The following is a 16,102-nucleotide window of genomic DNA, read 5'->3' as shown; positions in this document are numbered from 1 at the left end:
TGGCCCCACGGTAGCAAATATATATCAACTTTCCTATGGGTGATAGCCGCTCAATGTGAGTATAAATATTGGCTTTTACTTAATCCTGAGTGTCTTTAGAGAATATGGGTTTACTGTAAACTAATTGCTTGCGTATTAAGTGGTATAAGGCATCTGGTTCAAAAAATTCTTCTTTCATACGTTGCAGCTCTTCTTCTCGATAATATTGCAACGGCTTAAGAAACTCATCTTGATTACGGCGTTGTATTTTAGATTTTACTATTTTTTCATAATTTTGGTGCCGAGCAAGCGTTTCAGCCATTATTTTAATCTTTTTTTCAAAAGCATCGAAGCAATCGGGAATAGTGCCATCAATTAAGCCAATGTGTTTAGCTTCTTGTACACCTAGGCTGCGACAGTTTTCAATAAGCTCTATTGTCTTATCGTAGCCAATGCGTTTGGGCAATGTATACGTTGAGTATTCTGAGCCGAACAAGCCCATTGATTTATAGTTTAAATTAAGCAATGCGCCCTGACGCACACAAATTTTATCGCATGCCGCTGCCAGCGCTACACCACCGGCACTGGCATGACCATGCACTGCGGCAATCGTTATTTTTTGTGTCGCGGTTATAATTGTCAAAATAAGATCATTCAAGGCATTAATGTTGTGCCAAGACTCTTCATCTGGCGCTCTGGATGCTTCGATAACGCGTAAATCAATGCCGCTAGACCAAAAGGCAGCGCCGCCCAGTAAAACTAAAATACGGGTGGGGTGGTCCAATACATCTAAAACAGCATCGCGTAAGCGTAAACATTGTTCAGTACTCATCGCGCCGTCATAAAAATCAAAATGCAAGTAACCGATTTGATTGTGTTCTTCGTACCAAATCTCTCGAAAAGTGTGTTTTGACGTATTGTAAATAGATACCGGCATGTCGGGTAAGTCTTTTATTTTTTTGCCAAATACCAATGTGGCAGGTAATTTAAAATGTTTTCTTTCGATTTCGTCATTTTTGAGTTCAATATGCGATATCCAAATAGCACCATCAACCGTAGCGCGACATACCGCACCAAAACGTTTAGCAATTAATGCTTTTGGAGAGCCGCGCAGGCTATCTTCCTCGCTAGCGCCATAGATGAAATAATCTATGCCTCTGATATTATCGGCCACACCTGGATAGCCATCCGCTGCGCGAATTTTATTGAGTATACTGGCGGTACTGTCTTGCTCCCAATCAATCTGTCGGTCAGCTTGGCGCATAAAAGGTCGGATACGGTCTTTAATGGTGGCGTTGCCAGTTAGCAGTGTATCAGGAATAAAGCTAGCATTTTGTGTACGCTCAATGGTTTCCAATATCACCTTAAGTGCTGCATCTTGTATCTCCAATTGGTAAAGACTACTCTTGCTGGTTGGACGGATATTAACTGTTGTACTGGCCCATAAGCTACTGGCATTTGTTTCAGAGGTTATTTGTAAAGCGGTAACGTAACAGCTAGCTTCCTGATCTTGTATAGCCCAATCTAGGCAAGAGGAGCCTGTGTCACTCGCCGTGGTTATTTTTAGAGTAATGCAGCGATAGTGCTGCCAAATACTTTGGCAAAGATTGGTTTCTACTGACGGGCATATAACCAGCTCAGGTTGGTGTAAATTAACAATATCGACTGTTTGCAGATCATTGGAAGCAATGTCAAAAATGACCGCATGAGTGCGTGCCGTCAGTTCAACATGAAGACGCTGCGTTAAGCTATCATAAGTTGATGACAGAATTAAAATTTTCATAGCCAGGCATCCTTGTTGGGCTAGGCAGGTGTAAGCCCTGTGTTTGGTTTAGGGTGGTGAATGAAACGGCTGGCTTCTTACATGAAAAGTAAGTGGCTTTCCGGATTAGCTTTTAGTTTAGTCAAGAAGCCAATAAATACAACGCGAACCGCCGAGAATAGTAGTGTGATTATTGTGTTACCAATACGCATCGACAAAGAAGACATTGCAGCGCTTGAGTATTCTGGCTTTACGCTGGATAATACAAGCTGTTCCGACAGTAAACTTTGCTAAGTGTCTGCTGAATTAAGCCGTTTGTTAAAATACCCTGAGAGCCTTCATGACAACTTTGCCCGAAAAATCCTGCGGAATTGAACGTTTAATTACCCATCCTAAATTAGTGGCTGCTGCTATTGCGGGCAATAAAACTGAGCAGCGGCGGCATGGTGTTTATGGTTGGCCGGGAGAAACCTTTGTGTTAGAAGACATTAAGTTTGTTATAACCGATTTACAACGGCAAAGCTTGGGTGATATGACCGATACCCATGCCAAAGCCGAAGGTTATGATGACCTTGCAAGCTACCAGAATATTATTTTAAAAATGCATGCAGGTATGATCTGGAACGATGAAGGCTTGGCATGGGTACACAGTTTCGTTCGGCAATTATAAAAAAGCGCTGCTTGCGCTTATAAAAACGCATCTTGTAAACAAGATTCAACGATATTCATGGAACAATTTAACTTATTACTCATAGAGTACGACAATCATCATTCGTGCTATACCAAACTGTCACAACGCTGGCCAGATGTGTCTGTTACCGTTGCAAATAACGAAAACGAAGCCTTAATTGCCTTGTTATATACCCGTTTTCAGTTGATTTTGCTCGATACGGTGCTGGCAGAAGAGGAGGTGATTAGCCTTGTAAACAGCGCCAGCGGACTTAACTGCAAAGCACCGGTTATTGTGATGCTAGAAGCGCATGAAAGCCATTTGAAAGCGCGTTATGAGGTATTACAGGTGGTTGGCTGTTGGTTGAAACCAATAAATGTTGATGCAATAGAGCAATTTATCAGGCGACAAAAAAATACCAACAGCCTTGCTGAGCCTGAGTATATTCAAATTTTGCTAGATAAAACTCAAAATAATAAAAATCTGGCAATTGTTATATTTAAAAAATTATTTATCGAGTTACCACAACAAATACATGACATCGATATCGCCCTGCAACAGCAACACTATAAAGTAGCATTAGAAATTACTCATAAATTGCATGGCTCTGTCGGTTTTTGTGGCTTTAGTGATATGCAACAACAAGCGTATGCCTTGGAAAATTGTTTATTACATAAAGATTATCAAACGGTTATCGGCCATTTTGACACACTAAAAACAGCGATAGTAAGCTTTGTCGCTAAAAAAAATGCTATTTTAAATACCCTAATATAAGGCAGTGCAGCCTGCTCAATGTGCATGGCAACACCATAATCAGGTATGTAGAGTGGCTAATGTTGTTACGCTGTTGCCAGAGAGACAAAAGTGGCCTCTGCGCTATGCAATTACCGGCGACTGCCGAGCAGTGAGCCCAGTAAGCCACGAACGATTTGCCTGCCAACAGTACTGCCCAGAGTGCGAGCTGCGCTTTTCATTAATACCTCGGCCACGGATTGTCTATTACGTGCGCTTGCGCTGGTTTTTGGTCGCGCAGCATCATTATTCCTGTCGATTTCATCTGCTGCCGCTTGTTGTGTGGCTTTGTTTTTGAGCATTTCGTAGGCTGACTCCCTATCGACAACTTGCTCGTATTGGCCATTGAAGGGTGATCGACTGATAATATCAGCACGTTGTTCAGCTGTAGCAGGGCCTAATTGAGACTCTGGGGGGCGAATAAAAATACGTTCAACCGGTGTGGGGCTGCCATCTTTATTGAGTATAGATACCAGCGCTTCGCCGGTTTTAAGTTCCTGAATGGCTTCCACTGTGTTAATGGCAGGATTGCTGCGGAAATTTTCTGCAACGCTTTTAACCACCTGCTGATCTTTTGGGGTAAATGCCCTGAGTGCATGTTGAATTTTAAGCCCTAGCTGTCCTAGAATGTCTTCTGGGATGTCTAACGGACTTTGACTAATGAAGTATACGCCCACGCCTTTGGAGCGAATTAAGCGCACGATTTGTTCGATTTTGTCGGTTAAGGCTTTAGGTGCTTGATCAAACAATAAATGCGCTTCGTCAAAAAATAATACCAGCTTAGGGCGGTCTGCATTACCCACTTCAGGGAAATTTTCATATAGCTCAGATAATAACCAGAGCAAAAATGTAGCGTAGAGCTTGGGCGATTTACTGGTTAGTACTGTGGCATCTAAAACACTGATAACACCGTTGCCAGAAAAGTCCGTCTTACAAAAATCGGCTAATTTAAGTGCTGGCTCGCCAAAAAAATCATCAGCACCCTGTTCTTCCAGTACCAGTAATTGCCGTTGAATAGCGCCCAAACTGGCCGATGCAACATTGCCGTATTCTGCCTGAAGTTCTTTGGCATTATCACCCATCCAGCTTAGCATGGCACGTAAGTCTTTTAAATCTAATAGCAACATGCCGTTATCATCGGCAATTTTAAAACAGGTATACAGTACGCCGGTTTGGGTGTCGTTTAATTCTAATAAATTACTCAGTAATAACGGCCCCATGTCGGAAATAGTCGTACGTACTGGATGGCCGGTTTTACCAAAAATATCCCAAAATACTGACGGATTGCCGCGTGGCTGAAAGCCAGTGATGCCAATTTGCTGAAGGCGCTCGTTAACTTTGTCTGTGGCGCTGCCTGCTAAGGCAATACCGGTTAAATCGCCTTTAATATCAGCAAGAAAAACCGGAACACCTATCTTGGAAAAGGCTTCTGCCATCGTTTGCAAGGTCACTGTTTTTCCGGTGCCTGTTGCCCCTGAAATCATGCCATGACGATTACCCATTGCCGCATCCATAATGACTTGCGTACCCTTTTGGCCACCAATTAAAATTTCCAGCATGTTGATCTCCTGCGATAAATAAATATACTGTCCATCCTAGCACAGAGAGCATTGGCAAGAAAGCGTGTATGCTGTGTTATAGCTATGGCCGCATAATGCCTGACGATTAAAGAGATTATTTTTTTCTGTAAAATATTTTGTATTTTTTTGCAAAATGTTCTATTTTTTAGACGGTATTACGCTATTTTTATCAAAAAATATATTTTTGTTCACTGTCAACAGAACACAATCGGTAATTATTCAGTTCCCCTCTTTTTCAAAAGGGGTGGTGAATACTTACCACAATCGTAGTTTTGTGATCGTATGAGTAATATCGTAGAATATTTTAATGACATTATTTTGGAGAATTGAGGCGCACTATGGCAACAATAGCAGATCCCAGCATAGGTAATTGGTACAAAGATCTGGAGAATAATTTAACGTTCAAAGTGATTAATATCGATGAAAATGCTGATTCCATTGAGGTTCAGTATATGAATGGCGATATTGGCGAATACGATCACGATAGCTGGTATGATTCAACCTTTGATTATATTGAAGACCCAGAAGATTGGACAGCCCCGTTTGATGTTATTGAATCCGACGATTTGGGCTACACTGATACGGATGAGCATCGGGCGAATGATGAAGATATGGATCTTGAAGACTACTTGGATTAGTTAGGAAAATCTTATGAGAATGACTTCTCAGCAATTTATGGATTGGCAATCGAAGCGCATTACCTTATTGGCAATGTCCGGTGCTGGCAAAACAACTTTGGCCAATAAACTGCCCAAAAGTAAATGGTTTCATTATTCGGGTGACTACCGTATCGGCACAAAATATTTGCAAGAGCCAATTTTAGATAATATTAAACGTCAGGCGATGAGTGTGCCGTTTTTGCGCGAATTGTTATTAACTGATTCCATTTACATCCGCAGCGGCATTACCGTTAATAATTTAGCCCCAGTATCAAGCTTTTTAAGCAAGCTTGGCGATCCTGCTTTAGGGGGCTTATCGCTACAAGAATTTAAGCGTCGTCAAAAATTGCATCATCAGGCCGAGATTGCCGCGATGTATGATGTGCCTGAATTTATCCACAAAGCTGAGGATATTTACGGTTACAAGCATTTTATTAATGATGCGGGTGGCAGTGTCTGCGAGCTGGATGCGCCCGACGTATTAGAAAAACTAGCGCAAGAAACCTTGATTTTATACATTAAAATCTCACCGGATTTAGAAAAAACCATTGTAGCACGGGCAAAATCAGACCCTAAGCCATTGTATTATAGGGAAAGTTTTTTGGATGAAAAGCTAGCTGAATTTATGGCATTACATCAGTATGCAACGCCTGAGCATATCCCACCGGATGATTTCGTATCCTGGGTTTTTCCTGAATTGTTTAGATCACGGTTGCCACGTTATGAGGCCATTGCTACGCAATACGGCTATACACTGGATGCGGGTGATGTAGCAAGCATTAATAACGAGGATGATTTTTTTCGCTTGGTGTCCAACGCCTTGGCCGCGCAAGCGTAATGAGAGGCGTGTTACTGCTATGCCGTTAGTTGCTCATACTAATTTACCGACATTTGAGCGCTTGCGCGAAGAGGGCGAAGAGGTGTTGTCGTCTTATCGTGCGGGGCAGCAAGATATTCGAGAGATACACATTGGTTTACTGAATATGATGCCAGATGCCGCACTGGAAGCGACTGAGCGGCAGTTTTTTCGTTTGGTGGGTGCATGCAATCAAATCGTGCAGTTTCATATTCATCCATTTACCATTGAGGGCTTGCAAAGAAGCCCGCACGCACAGGCGCACATTGATAAATATTACGAGTCGTTTGCAAAAATAAAACATGACGGTTTGGATGCGCTGATTATCAGTGGCGCTAATGTGATCGGTACAAAATTACACGAAGAAGATTTTTGGTTACCTTTAATGGAAGTATTTACATGGGCCAAAGAAAATGTGACATCGGTGCTGTGTTCGTGTTTAGCCACCCATGCGGTGATTCAATATTGCTATGGTATTGAGCGCACACGCTTGCCGGCTAAACGCTGGGGGGTGTTTTCTCATAAATTAACTGATCGCAAGCATCCGTTGGTTGCTGAAATTAATAGCCGTTTTGATGTGCCGCATTCGCGTTTTAACGAAGTATTTCGTGGTGATATGGAACAACATGGTTTAAAAGTGTTGGCGGTCAGTAGTGATGCCGGTGTACATTTGGCGGTTAGTCCAGACGGTTTCCGTATTGTGTTTTTTCAAGGTCATCCAGAGTATGACGACATCAGTTTGTTAAAAGAGTACAAGCGCGAGGTGTTGCGGTTTTATCACCGTGAAATCGACGACTATCCACCGTTTCCGGACAACTATTTTAATGCGAGCGTGTGTCAGGTGTTTGCCGCTTATCAACTGCACGTAACACACGCTCGTGATTTAAAACAGGTATTACCGGCATTTCCTGAACAGTTGGTTTTAGAGCATCTTGATAATACTTGGTGCGATACTGCGAAAGCGGTGTTTAATAATTGGCTAGGGAAGATTTATCAGATTACTCACCAAGATCGACGCTATCCTTTTATGGATGGTGTTGATCCGAATAACCCGTTAGGTTTATAAGATGCACACGCAGTTTTTACAACAAGCCATTGCGTTGGCGCTGGATAATGTTGAAACCGGTGCAGGCGGCCCCTATGGCGCGGTTATTGTTAAAGATAAGCAGATAATAGCGGCGAGTGGTAATAAGGTAACGCAAAATAATGATCCAACTGCGCACGCAGAAATTATGACGATACGTTTGGCGTGTACCAAGCTGAACAGTTTTCAATTGCGTGATTGTATTTTATACACCAGTTGCGAGCCGTGCCCTATGTGCTTGGGGGCGATTTATTGGGCGCGTTTGGCAACCGTGTATTTTGCATGCAGTCGGCATGATGCCGCGCAAGCGCAGTTTGATGATAGCTTTATTTATGATCAAATCGCACTTTTGCCAGCCGAGCGCAGTATTCCTATGCACCATGTAACAGGGCTTAATGATACACAGCCGTTTAAAGCGTGGTCAGAAAAAAAAGATAAGGTGTTGTATTAGCGGTAAATAGGCTATCGGAAGTTGGATAGCCGGGGCTGTTAAATATTGCTGACAATCGTACGTATCTTACCGTTATTAGTGCGTGGTAAATTGTCTATTTCAATCACATGAACATCCATATCCAAGCCCACTCGCGCCCGAATATTACTGATTAAGCGAGTGCGGGTGTCTTGGCTTAAGGGGTGTTGATTGACGGTTACCACACGAATTTCAATGCTCTCTAAGGTGTTTTGTACCACTTGCGCTTCGGAAATTTCTGACAAGCCGTTATAAATAGGGTCAATAAGACCAATCGTGCGGCCATCAGGGGTTTTTATAACGTCGTTCAAACGCCCCATGATCCGTTTCACCCGCCGGAATACACGACCGCAAGTACACGGCTCATGGCTATTATCTAATTCCACTAAGTCTCCTGTGGCGTAGCGAATTAATGGCATTAAATGATTAATAAACCCTGTGCCAATGATCTCACAAAAGCCATTACTTAACCGTGGGCCAAATTCTACATAACCATAATCTTCTATAACATGGTAGTGGCCGTATTCACAGGTTCCAATGGCTGCAACGCGTTCAGAGCCACCATACCAATCAAACACCTTAACGCCAAATGTTGTTTCTATACGCTCACGCTGTAACGTTGATAAAGTTTCAGAAGAGGTTGTAATACTTTTTAATGACGGTAGCTGCGCATGTTGACCACGATGCCACAGCCAGTTAGCTAGGTAACTGATTGAAGAGGGATACGCCCGTATGATGGCTGGATCAAAACGGCGTAGTGCGGAAAGGTATGCGGGTATGTTTTGCTCAGCAAGGTGGTACGAGGACATAAATAAGATATTAGCCGCCCGATCCATACGCCAAAAGACGGTTGATTTACTGTGACGAGGTTCTGGAACGACAAGCGCACCGAACAAAGTGGCCATTTTTTCACCTTGGTGAAAATTCGCCCAGTGCATTTGTCGCCACACAAAAGCATTTTCTCTATTGATTGAATTAAAGGTTTTGTATACGGTTAACGGTGTACCCGTTGTGCCGCTGGTTTTGCTTGAGACATGTCGATAACCATGAATATCTGTTGCTAGAAACGCATTAGGCGCATTAATAATATGGTTTTTGTGGAGTAGGGAATAACGCTCAAGCTGTGTTATCGGATCATCGTGTGCCAGTGACAAATGCCCATAATGCTGACGATAGTAAGGCACTACTGTTTGTGCGCGATGTAAAATGATGCGTAATTGATCATCACGCCACTGGTTAAGTTGCTCGGTAGACCAATATTGCCTGGCTTCCGTTTCTGCCAGCATTTTTTTAAAGACGAGACTTTCGCGTAGTATTTTTTGGATAATGCTAGAGCCAGAAATTAATAACTCTTGTGCCCACACAGGACTGTGCCGATACAGGTAAGTCGCATACATTGTCTTATTTTCTCTGTATATTAAGTAGCGCGGTATTACTGTCCATAAATTTACCGAGGGGCAGCCTTGTTGTTTTTAATTCATCAAATGAGTAATCTGTTAGTTAGAAAAATAGAAGACTAAGCCATAACTGTCAATGTTGGGGCTGTTAAGTTTTTCGTTGTTCGCTAAATTGTTAATAAAATTATGGCTATCAATAACAACATTAGCCATCAAACAATTGATGATCAATTAAATCACATAAGCAATGGGTGATAAGCACATGTACTTCGTGAATGTGAACACTGGAATGTGACGGCACGCGAATTTCCAAATCTCTTTCGCTTAATAACGAGGTTACCATGCCACCATCCTTGCCGGTTAACGCAATAATAGAAATGTCTTTGCTGTGTGCGGCAATAATGGCTTTGGCGACATTGGCGGCGTTATCTTCATCGGTATAAGTAACCAGTATGTCGCCGCTTTGTCCTAATGCTCGCAGTTGTTTGGCAAAAATATCATCAAAATGTACGGTATTGGCAATGGCGGTTAGCGTTGCAGAATCTGCCGCCAATGCGATAGCCGGTAGTGCGGGTCTGCTGCGTTCAAACTGATTAAGCATAGCACTGGCCAGCAGTTGTGCGCTCAGTGCGGAGCGGCCATTTCCACAGGTGATTATTTTTTTATCATTAAGTAAAGCGGTCACCAAACGCAACGAGGCAAATTCAAGCACCTCGCTAAGATGCGTTGTTGCATCTTGTTGCGCCTGAATACTGTCAGAGAAATGATTAATAATGCGGTTTTGTAAGCTCATAGTGATAGTAACAATTAAAAAGCGTTTTTAATCCATTGTAAACTGCCGTCGCCAGACAGCGCGATGACATCGAAGCGAATGCGTTGCTCGGTTTTGTGGTGGGATAAGTAGTGCTGGGTGGTGGCAATCAGACGGGCTTGTTTGCGCGGTGTAATACTTTCGAGCGCACTGCCGTAGGTATTGTTGTTACGAAATCTGACTTCAATAATGACCAAACTGTTATGATCAGTCATGATTAAATCAAGCTCGCCGTATTGACAGCGATAATTCCGGCAAACAGCGGTCAGTCCGTTGTTAAGCAAAAACTGGTGAGCCTGCTCTTCAGCAGCCTCACCACGAATAAGGTGTTGCGGTTTTTTGTAAGGCTCAATGGGCACTGCTAATAAAGCCCCTAAGTTCAGGCTGCCCAGCAACAAATTTGGCACACACTAAATTACGTTTAATACGGTGATTATCGGTTAATGATAATTTGCCTGTTGCGCCGTAATAAGGTGTATCTTGCAGATTATTCAGTTGTCCGGCTAAATAATACGCATCAATACCCATTGCTACTAAACGGTAGTATTGGTTGTTAAATTGGCTCCAGTCCGCTTGTAAAGCAGGCATACTTAAAGCACCTGTGTAGGCGCTACTAAATAACCACGGCGCATCACAAAAACTGACACCGCTCAGCGCTGCATCTGCATTAGGGTTTGCACGACCCGTATAGACATTGGACATTGCATAAACCGCTACCGGTGATGTGTGTAACTGGGCGTTGATTAATCTGGCTTCATCGCTGTAGGCGCTTAGCAAGATAACATCAATGTCTTGTCGTGTGCGGGCTGTTTTACCGGTATTAGAGCTAGCGCCAGCCGCTGTGTTGTTAAGGTTTTTATTGCCATTTAACTTAGGTAATTTTTTAGCGATAAATGAAAAATCGGTGCCTTTAGGAGGATAGGTTTTTTTGCTAATGAGCTTACCGCCTTTGCGTTGCCAGCTATCGGCTAAAAATTTAGCAACACGTTTGCCTTGTTCATTATCTTGCGTTAATACCATTGCATTGCGATGCCCATCTAACCAGGCTTTGTTGGTGATTTGTTCAGCGTCATCCAATGGGCTAAGGCCAAATTGATACAGATTTTGTTTGTTGAGGCCTTGAACGTGGTTGAGAGCCAGAACGGGAATGTTAAATTGCACCGAGTTGGCAAGGCTTTGAATTTTTTCTTTATCGAGTGGGCCGACAATAAGATTAGCGCCTTGCTCTAATGCCTGGTTGTACAAAACCGTCGCGGATTGTTTTTCGCTGTCATAAAAATGAATGACTGGGCGGGCGGGGTCACCATTTTCATGGTTGTATGCGGCCATAACACCGGCGTGTATCGCTTTAGCGGCTTCGGCAAAAACTCCTGATTCTGGCAGAAGTAAGGCAATTGATTTTGGACGACTACCAGGGTCTGTCAGTGCTTTTTGGTGATTTTGTAAGAAACTGGAATTGGCAGGGTGACTGGGATAGGTGGTGCGCCATTGCATAATAGCCGCATTTAATTGCGCTGGATTTTGATTTTTTGCCTTGAGTATACTGGCTAATTCCAACCATTCCGCCAACGGCGATGCCACTTGACGTTGATTAATTTGTAATACGTTATCTGACACCAAGCTTAAATTTTCAAAAATAAGCGTTTGATTTTTTTTATGATCTTCCGAGACGGTTAGCAAGGGTTCTAAGTCTATTCTGGATTTAGCGCTGCTTAAAAAATCACCTACTGAGGTAAATGCTTGAGATTTAGCTTGGAAATACTTGATTTGGTCTGGCAAACTGAGTTGCTGAGCTTGAATTTGCACAAATCGTTGCAGTGCCTGCTCGCCATCGCCAAAACTCAGTATAATTTGGCCATATAACAAATTAAGCTGGGCTTTTTGTTCAGTTGACAATTCATCAGGATTAATTATATCGGCACTGTTTTTGGCTTCTTCACGTCGGTTGGTTTGAATTAAAGATTCAATTGTTGCTAGGCGATTTCTATTTTGTTCAAGAGCCCAAGGGGTAGGCTGATATAATTCTGAGCTGCTGTTTTGTAAGCTACTACAGCCGGAGAGCAATAGTACGCACAAAGACAAAGCCTGCATGAGCGGTTGTTTATTGTTATTGTTGTATTTTACACTTAAGAGCTTATTCATATGCGAGTACCGAATGTCAACTGATTATGGAAAATTATACGTCGTCGCCACACCTATAGGCAATTTAGCAGATTTTAGCTTACGTGGTATTGAAACATTAAAACAGGTCGATTTAATTGCCGCTGAGGATACCCGACATGTGAAAATGTTACTACAACATTATGGTATTACCAATCGTTTAATCGCCCTGCATCAGCACAATGAAGATCGCGCTGCACCTGCTCTTTTGCAGAAATTGCGCGATGGGCAATCCATTGCTATCGTATCGGATGCAGGCACACCGTTATTAAGCGATCCTGGCTTACCTTTGGTTAAGCTAGCTAAAGAGGCACATGTTGATGTCGTTCCGATTCCTGGTGCGTGTGCGTTAATTACGGCGCTTTCGGTATCGGGTCTGTCAGTGATACCGTTTTCATTTGAAGGCTTTGTACCACGAACCTCATCAGCGCGGAAAACATTTTTCAATGAAAAATTGCTAAGCTCAACAACGTGGGTATTTTATGAGTCCAGCCATAGAATTTTAGCGTGTTTACAGGATATGGCCGAGGTTTTGCCGACTGATCGTATTATTGTGGTGGCCAGAGAGTTAACAAAGCTGCACGAAACCATTGTTAAAGCCAGTTTAGCTGAGGTGCTTGAGCGGGTCGCAAACGATGATAATATGCGCAAAGGCGAGTTTGTAGTGATTGTTGAAGGTGCGGTGCTAGATAAAAGTGAGCAGCTTATTACGCCAGAACACAAACGTTTACTCGGCGTTATGCTGAAACAATGCTCTACTAAAACCGCCGTTGCTATGGCCGCTGACATTACTGGCATTAGGAAAAAGCTATTATATCAAGTGGCGCTGACACTTAACGGCGAACGCTTTGCCGATGATTAAAGAACAAATTGCTTTTAAGTCACTGAAAGACGTATTTTAACGTATTAAAATGAGCAATCACAAGGTGCCGCATCGCACAACCCGGCGGTATCAAAATGTTCGCAACTGGGCGTTGGTGCATAAATCATGGTTGTAACAACATGAAATAAAAAACATTTTAAATTTTAGAGCCGACATTCCGCACCCCTAAATAAAAATTCAGCATTTAAATAACATATTGATATTTAATGAATTTTAGTATTTTTTTGGATTTTAGACTTTCGAATTAAAACAAGAAAAATTCATCTCTCGTTTGTTTTTTGTTAAATATAAGCTGATATAAATGACTTTGAAAATACGCCAAAAATTCGACAAATTTATAACATACTGAAATTATTAAATTAAATTTAATCATAAAATTATGAATAGGGGTGCGGAATGTCGGTTAGAGTATTCCTTTTTTGCTGATTTTTGCGAAAAACAGCGTATTTTTCGTAAAAATTTAACTATAACAGTATGATTTTTAAAAGTATTGTTTATGCACCAGCGCCGTCAGGATATGGTTAGTGTGTTATTGCGACACAAACTTAAGGCCGATTAACAGCAATACCGAAGCCAACACCGGACGCAAATAGCGCTCTGGAATTTTTGCGCTTAAATGACTGCCTATCCAAATGCCAGGTAAAGAGCCGATTAGTAAACTACCCAGTAAAGTTAAATCGACATTACCCAACATAAAATGTCCCCAACCTGCCAGTGCGGTAAGAGGAATAGCATGGGCAATATCAGTGCCGACAATTCTTAAAGTGCTTGCGCGTGGAAAAAGAAATAATAAGGCAACAGTGCCCAGCGCTCCGGCACCTACAGAAGATAGCGTGACCAATATACCCAAAATAGCGCCAGTAAATATTGTCGCAGGTATTTGCCAGCTGGGTGAAAAGCGTCCGGCATTTTGCATGGCACTCAGTTTATCGTCAATGGCTGTTTGAGCTTGTTTTTTTCTTAATAAAACCGCGCGTATTAGCAAAGCACAGGCGGTTAATAATAACGCAACACCCAGCGAGAAGGTGATCATGCCGGTTGTCTCTTTACCTATGGCCATATAATGCTTAATGGTAAGCAGAGTTAATATGGCAAATGGCAAGCTACCGAGGGCTAACCATCCCACTATCTGCCAGTCGACAGATTTATGTTTACCATGATGTACAAAAACACCCGCGCTTTTGGTAAGAGCTGCATACAAAAGATCAGTACCTACTGCTACTGATGGCTTAAAACCGAATAAAAACACCAATAAAGGTGTCATTAACGAGCCGCCACCGACACCGGTAATACCCACTAATAGTCCCACTGCAAAACCTGAGACGGAGTACATGACATTCATACGCTAATTCCTGTGAAATAAAAAATAGAGAGTTGGGAAGAGCGCTATTATAAACTGTTATCAATTTGTGCTTTAATAATATGTTAAGCTATTTATATCTTACTCAAGCATAAAGAGTACGCCGCCATCTTATCAAGGAATGAACAATGAAGCTGATTCAATTACGTTATCTGTGCGAAATAGTACGGCAAAATTTAAGCATATCACGCGCTTCCGAAGCCTTGCATACCTCGCAATCTGGCGTGAGCAGGCAGATTCAATTGCTGGAAGAGGCATTGGGGGTGCAGGTTTTTCAGCGACACGGCAAGCGCTTGGTTTGTGTGACTGAGCCGGGTAAGGTGATTGTTGAGTTGGCGGAACGTATGTTGCGTGAGCTAGACAGTATTAAGCGGGTTGGCGAGGATTTCTCCCAAAAAAATACAGGCATGTTAACGATAGCGACAACGCATACCCAAGCGCGGTATTTTTTACCCAGGGCGGTTAAGCAATTTATGCGTACTTACCCCGATGTGGTGTTGACGATTCATCAGGGTAACCCCACACAAGTGGCTGAGCAAGTGGTTAGTGGTGAAGCAGATATCGGCATTGCGACTGAATCAATCAATACTTACGATAAATTACTGTGCTTGCCGTGTTATCAGTGGAATCGCTGCGTGGTTACCCCAGAAAATCATCCGTTATTAACTGATCTGCCACTCAGCTTAGAAAAAATCGCTCAATATCCGCTGATTACTTATGATTTTGCTTTTACCGGCGGTTCATTGGTTAAGCGGATTTTTAATCAGGCAGGGCTGGAGCCCAAAGTAGTATTAACAGCGATTGATGCGGATGTGATTAAAACCTACGTTAATTTGGGTTTGGGTATCGGCTTACTGGCCGGCATGGCTTATGATGCTGAGCGGGATAGCGGTTTACGAATGGTCGATGTTAGTCATTTATTCCCAGTGAGTACCACCTATCTTGGGGTGCGTAAAGAGGCGTTTTTACGGGATTACGTATATGATTTTATTAGTTTATTGGTTCCTAAGTTAAGTCGTAAAGCGATTTTTACCGCGCTTAAAGCGACAAAGTTTTAGTGCAGAGCAGGCATGCGATGACACGGTGCGTTTAGTCAGATAACGCATGTTACGGCACAGTTGTTTTTTAGCGGGTTGTTAATGCGTGAGCCAAATCAGCCCATTTTAAAACCAATATAAAAACCAGCGGTGGCACTGACACCTTTTGCTGTAATGTGTGATAAACGGCTAACCAAAAAGCTACCAGAATTTTTAGCCGCATTGGTGGCAACTGTTGCGGCACTTTGTAAATGTATGTCGTCAATGCGGGTTATGCCGTAATATTCGGCAACAAATAACACCACAATGACAGCACCGGCCAAAAATAAAGCAGTACGCAGCATTTTTTTGGCAAAGTAACCAACTGCTATGCCTATAGCAAAAGGCGCACCGACATTGCCTACTAAAACGTCGGGAGAAAAAATATCACTGGAGGGTAAGAAATCTGAGGTATTTATGTTCATAACTGAATATTAATGTGTGATATAGGTTATTTACGCGTATTTATGGTTAACCAATTAAGGTAGAGCAAAAAATAATAGCAATCATCTTGGGCTGAGAAAGGCCTTTAATTCAAGCTACATTTTGTGTCAGTTTAAGTCG

At 42.5% G+C, this 16,102-nt stretch carries 17 protein-coding genes; 9 read left to right on the top strand and 8 right to left on the bottom strand.

The window, feature by feature from the left end; genetic code table 11:
- Positions 1-79: 79 nt before the first annotated feature.
- Complete coding sequence (locus tag CRENPOLYSF2_RS14495) at positions 80-1,762, bottom strand: enoyl-CoA hydratase-related protein (RefSeq protein WP_087144663.1); 1,683 nt, start codon at positions 1,760-1,762, stop codon at positions 80-82.
- Between the two features lie 60 nt (positions 1,763-1,822).
- On the opposite strand from CRENPOLYSF2_RS14495, the gene CRENPOLYSF2_RS18625 reads away from it, so the two are divergent.
- From CRENPOLYSF2_RS18625 to CRENPOLYSF2_RS19285, 3 genes are read left to right on the top strand one after another with little or no spacing between them, the layout of a single operon-like run.
- Positions 1,823-2,035, top strand: coding sequence for a hypothetical protein (locus CRENPOLYSF2_RS18625; RefSeq protein WP_140396875.1), 213 nt, complete (start codon positions 1,823-1,825; stop codon positions 2,033-2,035).
- Between the two features lie 46 nt (positions 2,036-2,081).
- Positions 2,082-2,411, top strand: a complete 330-nt coding sequence (locus tag CRENPOLYSF2_RS14490) for an ASCH domain-containing protein (protein WP_087144662.1) — start codon at positions 2,082-2,084, stop codon at positions 2,409-2,411.
- Between the two features lie 57 nt (positions 2,412-2,468).
- Entirely contained in the window at positions 2,469-3,185 is a 717-nt protein-coding gene (locus tag CRENPOLYSF2_RS19285; RefSeq protein WP_245808014.1) for an Hpt domain-containing protein, read from the top strand.
- Between the two features lie 110 nt (positions 3,186-3,295).
- Here CRENPOLYSF2_RS19285 and CRENPOLYSF2_RS14480 read toward each other — a convergent pair whose 3' ends face one another.
- Positions 3,296-4,762: a helicase HerA-like domain-containing protein gene (locus tag CRENPOLYSF2_RS14480; protein WP_087144661.1), complete on the bottom strand. Its 1,467-nt coding sequence runs from the start codon at positions 4,760-4,762 to the stop codon at positions 3,296-3,298.
- A gap of 359 nt (positions 4,763-5,121) precedes the next feature.
- Here CRENPOLYSF2_RS14480 and CRENPOLYSF2_RS14475 point away from each other — a divergent pair, with 359 nt between their 5' ends.
- Genes CRENPOLYSF2_RS14475 through CRENPOLYSF2_RS14460 form a run of 4 tightly spaced genes read left to right on the top strand, consistent with a single transcriptional unit; the run spans position 5,122 to position 7,833 of the window.
- The gene (locus CRENPOLYSF2_RS14475) at positions 5,122-5,421 is read left to right on the top strand and encodes a DUF6763 family protein (protein ID WP_087144660.1); all 300 of its coding nucleotides are present in this window, start codon (positions 5,122-5,124) and stop codon (positions 5,419-5,421) included.
- Positions 5,422-5,434: 13 nt separating this feature from the next.
- A complete protein-coding gene (locus tag CRENPOLYSF2_RS14470) occupies positions 5,435-6,280 on the top strand; it encodes an ATPase (protein ID WP_087144659.1) in 846 nt (281 codons plus the stop codon).
- 19 nt (positions 6,281-6,299) lie between these two features.
- Positions 6,300-7,364, top strand: a complete 1,065-nt coding sequence (gene metA / locus CRENPOLYSF2_RS14465; RefSeq protein WP_087144658.1) for a homoserine O-succinyltransferase MetA — start codon at positions 6,300-6,302, stop codon at positions 7,362-7,364.
- 1 nt (position 7,365) lies between these two features.
- Positions 7,366-7,833, top strand: coding sequence for a nucleoside deaminase (locus tag CRENPOLYSF2_RS14460; protein WP_087144657.1), 468 nt, complete (start codon positions 7,366-7,368; stop codon positions 7,831-7,833).
- 38 nt (positions 7,834-7,871) lie between these two features.
- Here CRENPOLYSF2_RS14460 and CRENPOLYSF2_RS14455 read toward each other — a convergent pair whose 3' ends face one another.
- From CRENPOLYSF2_RS14455 to CRENPOLYSF2_RS14440, 4 genes are all read right to left on the bottom strand, one after another.
- On the bottom strand, positions 7,872-9,248 hold the full coding sequence (locus tag CRENPOLYSF2_RS14455; RefSeq protein ID WP_087144656.1) for a phenylacetate--CoA ligase family protein: 1,377 nt from the start codon (positions 9,246-9,248) through the stop codon (positions 7,872-7,874).
- A gap of 205 nt (positions 9,249-9,453) precedes the next feature.
- Entirely contained in the window at positions 9,454-10,041 is a 588-nt protein-coding gene (locus CRENPOLYSF2_RS14450; RefSeq protein WP_087144655.1) for an SIS domain-containing protein, read from the bottom strand.
- Positions 10,042-10,055: 14 nt separating this feature from the next.
- Positions 10,056-10,418 (bottom strand): YraN family protein, encoded by a 363-nt coding sequence (locus CRENPOLYSF2_RS14445; RefSeq protein ID WP_087144654.1) that lies wholly within the window; start codon positions 10,416-10,418, stop codon positions 10,056-10,058.
- On the bottom strand, positions 10,408-12,201 hold the full coding sequence (locus tag CRENPOLYSF2_RS14440) for a penicillin-binding protein activator (protein WP_087144653.1): 1,794 nt from the start codon (positions 12,199-12,201) through the stop codon (positions 10,408-10,410). Before CRENPOLYSF2_RS14440 ends, CRENPOLYSF2_RS14445 begins: the two co-directional genes overlap by 11 nt.
- Positions 12,202-12,214: 13 nt before the next feature.
- On the opposite strand from CRENPOLYSF2_RS14440, the gene rsmI reads away from it, so the two are divergent.
- Entirely contained in the window at positions 12,215-13,081 is an 867-nt protein-coding gene (gene rsmI, locus CRENPOLYSF2_RS14435) for a 16S rRNA (cytidine(1402)-2'-O)-methyltransferase (RefSeq protein WP_087144652.1), read from the top strand.
- Between the two features lie 550 nt (positions 13,082-13,631).
- Here the strand turns inward: rsmI and CRENPOLYSF2_RS14430 are convergent.
- Entirely contained in the window at positions 13,632-14,444 is an 813-nt protein-coding gene (locus CRENPOLYSF2_RS14430; RefSeq protein ID WP_087144651.1) for a sulfite exporter TauE/SafE family protein, read from the bottom strand.
- 146 nt (positions 14,445-14,590) lie between these two features.
- Between CRENPOLYSF2_RS14430 and CRENPOLYSF2_RS14425 the strand changes: the two genes are divergently transcribed.
- Positions 14,591-15,520, top strand: a complete 930-nt coding sequence (locus CRENPOLYSF2_RS14425; RefSeq protein ID WP_087144650.1) for a CysB family HTH-type transcriptional regulator — start codon at positions 14,591-14,593, stop codon at positions 15,518-15,520.
- A 95-nt stretch (positions 15,521-15,615) separates the two neighbouring features.
- Here the strand turns inward: CRENPOLYSF2_RS14425 and CRENPOLYSF2_RS14420 are convergent, their stop codons facing one another.
- Positions 15,616-15,963 (bottom strand): FUN14 domain-containing protein, encoded by a 348-nt coding sequence (locus tag CRENPOLYSF2_RS14420; RefSeq protein ID WP_087144649.1) that lies wholly within the window; start codon positions 15,961-15,963, stop codon positions 15,616-15,618.
- Positions 15,964-16,102 lie beyond the last annotated feature (139 nt).

This window comes from Crenothrix polyspora (assembly GCF_900163755.1).
Lineage (GTDB): Bacteria > Pseudomonadota > Gammaproteobacteria > Methylococcales > Methylomonadaceae > Crenothrix > Crenothrix polyspora.
This window is presented reverse-complemented; position numbering and strand designations above follow the sequence as displayed.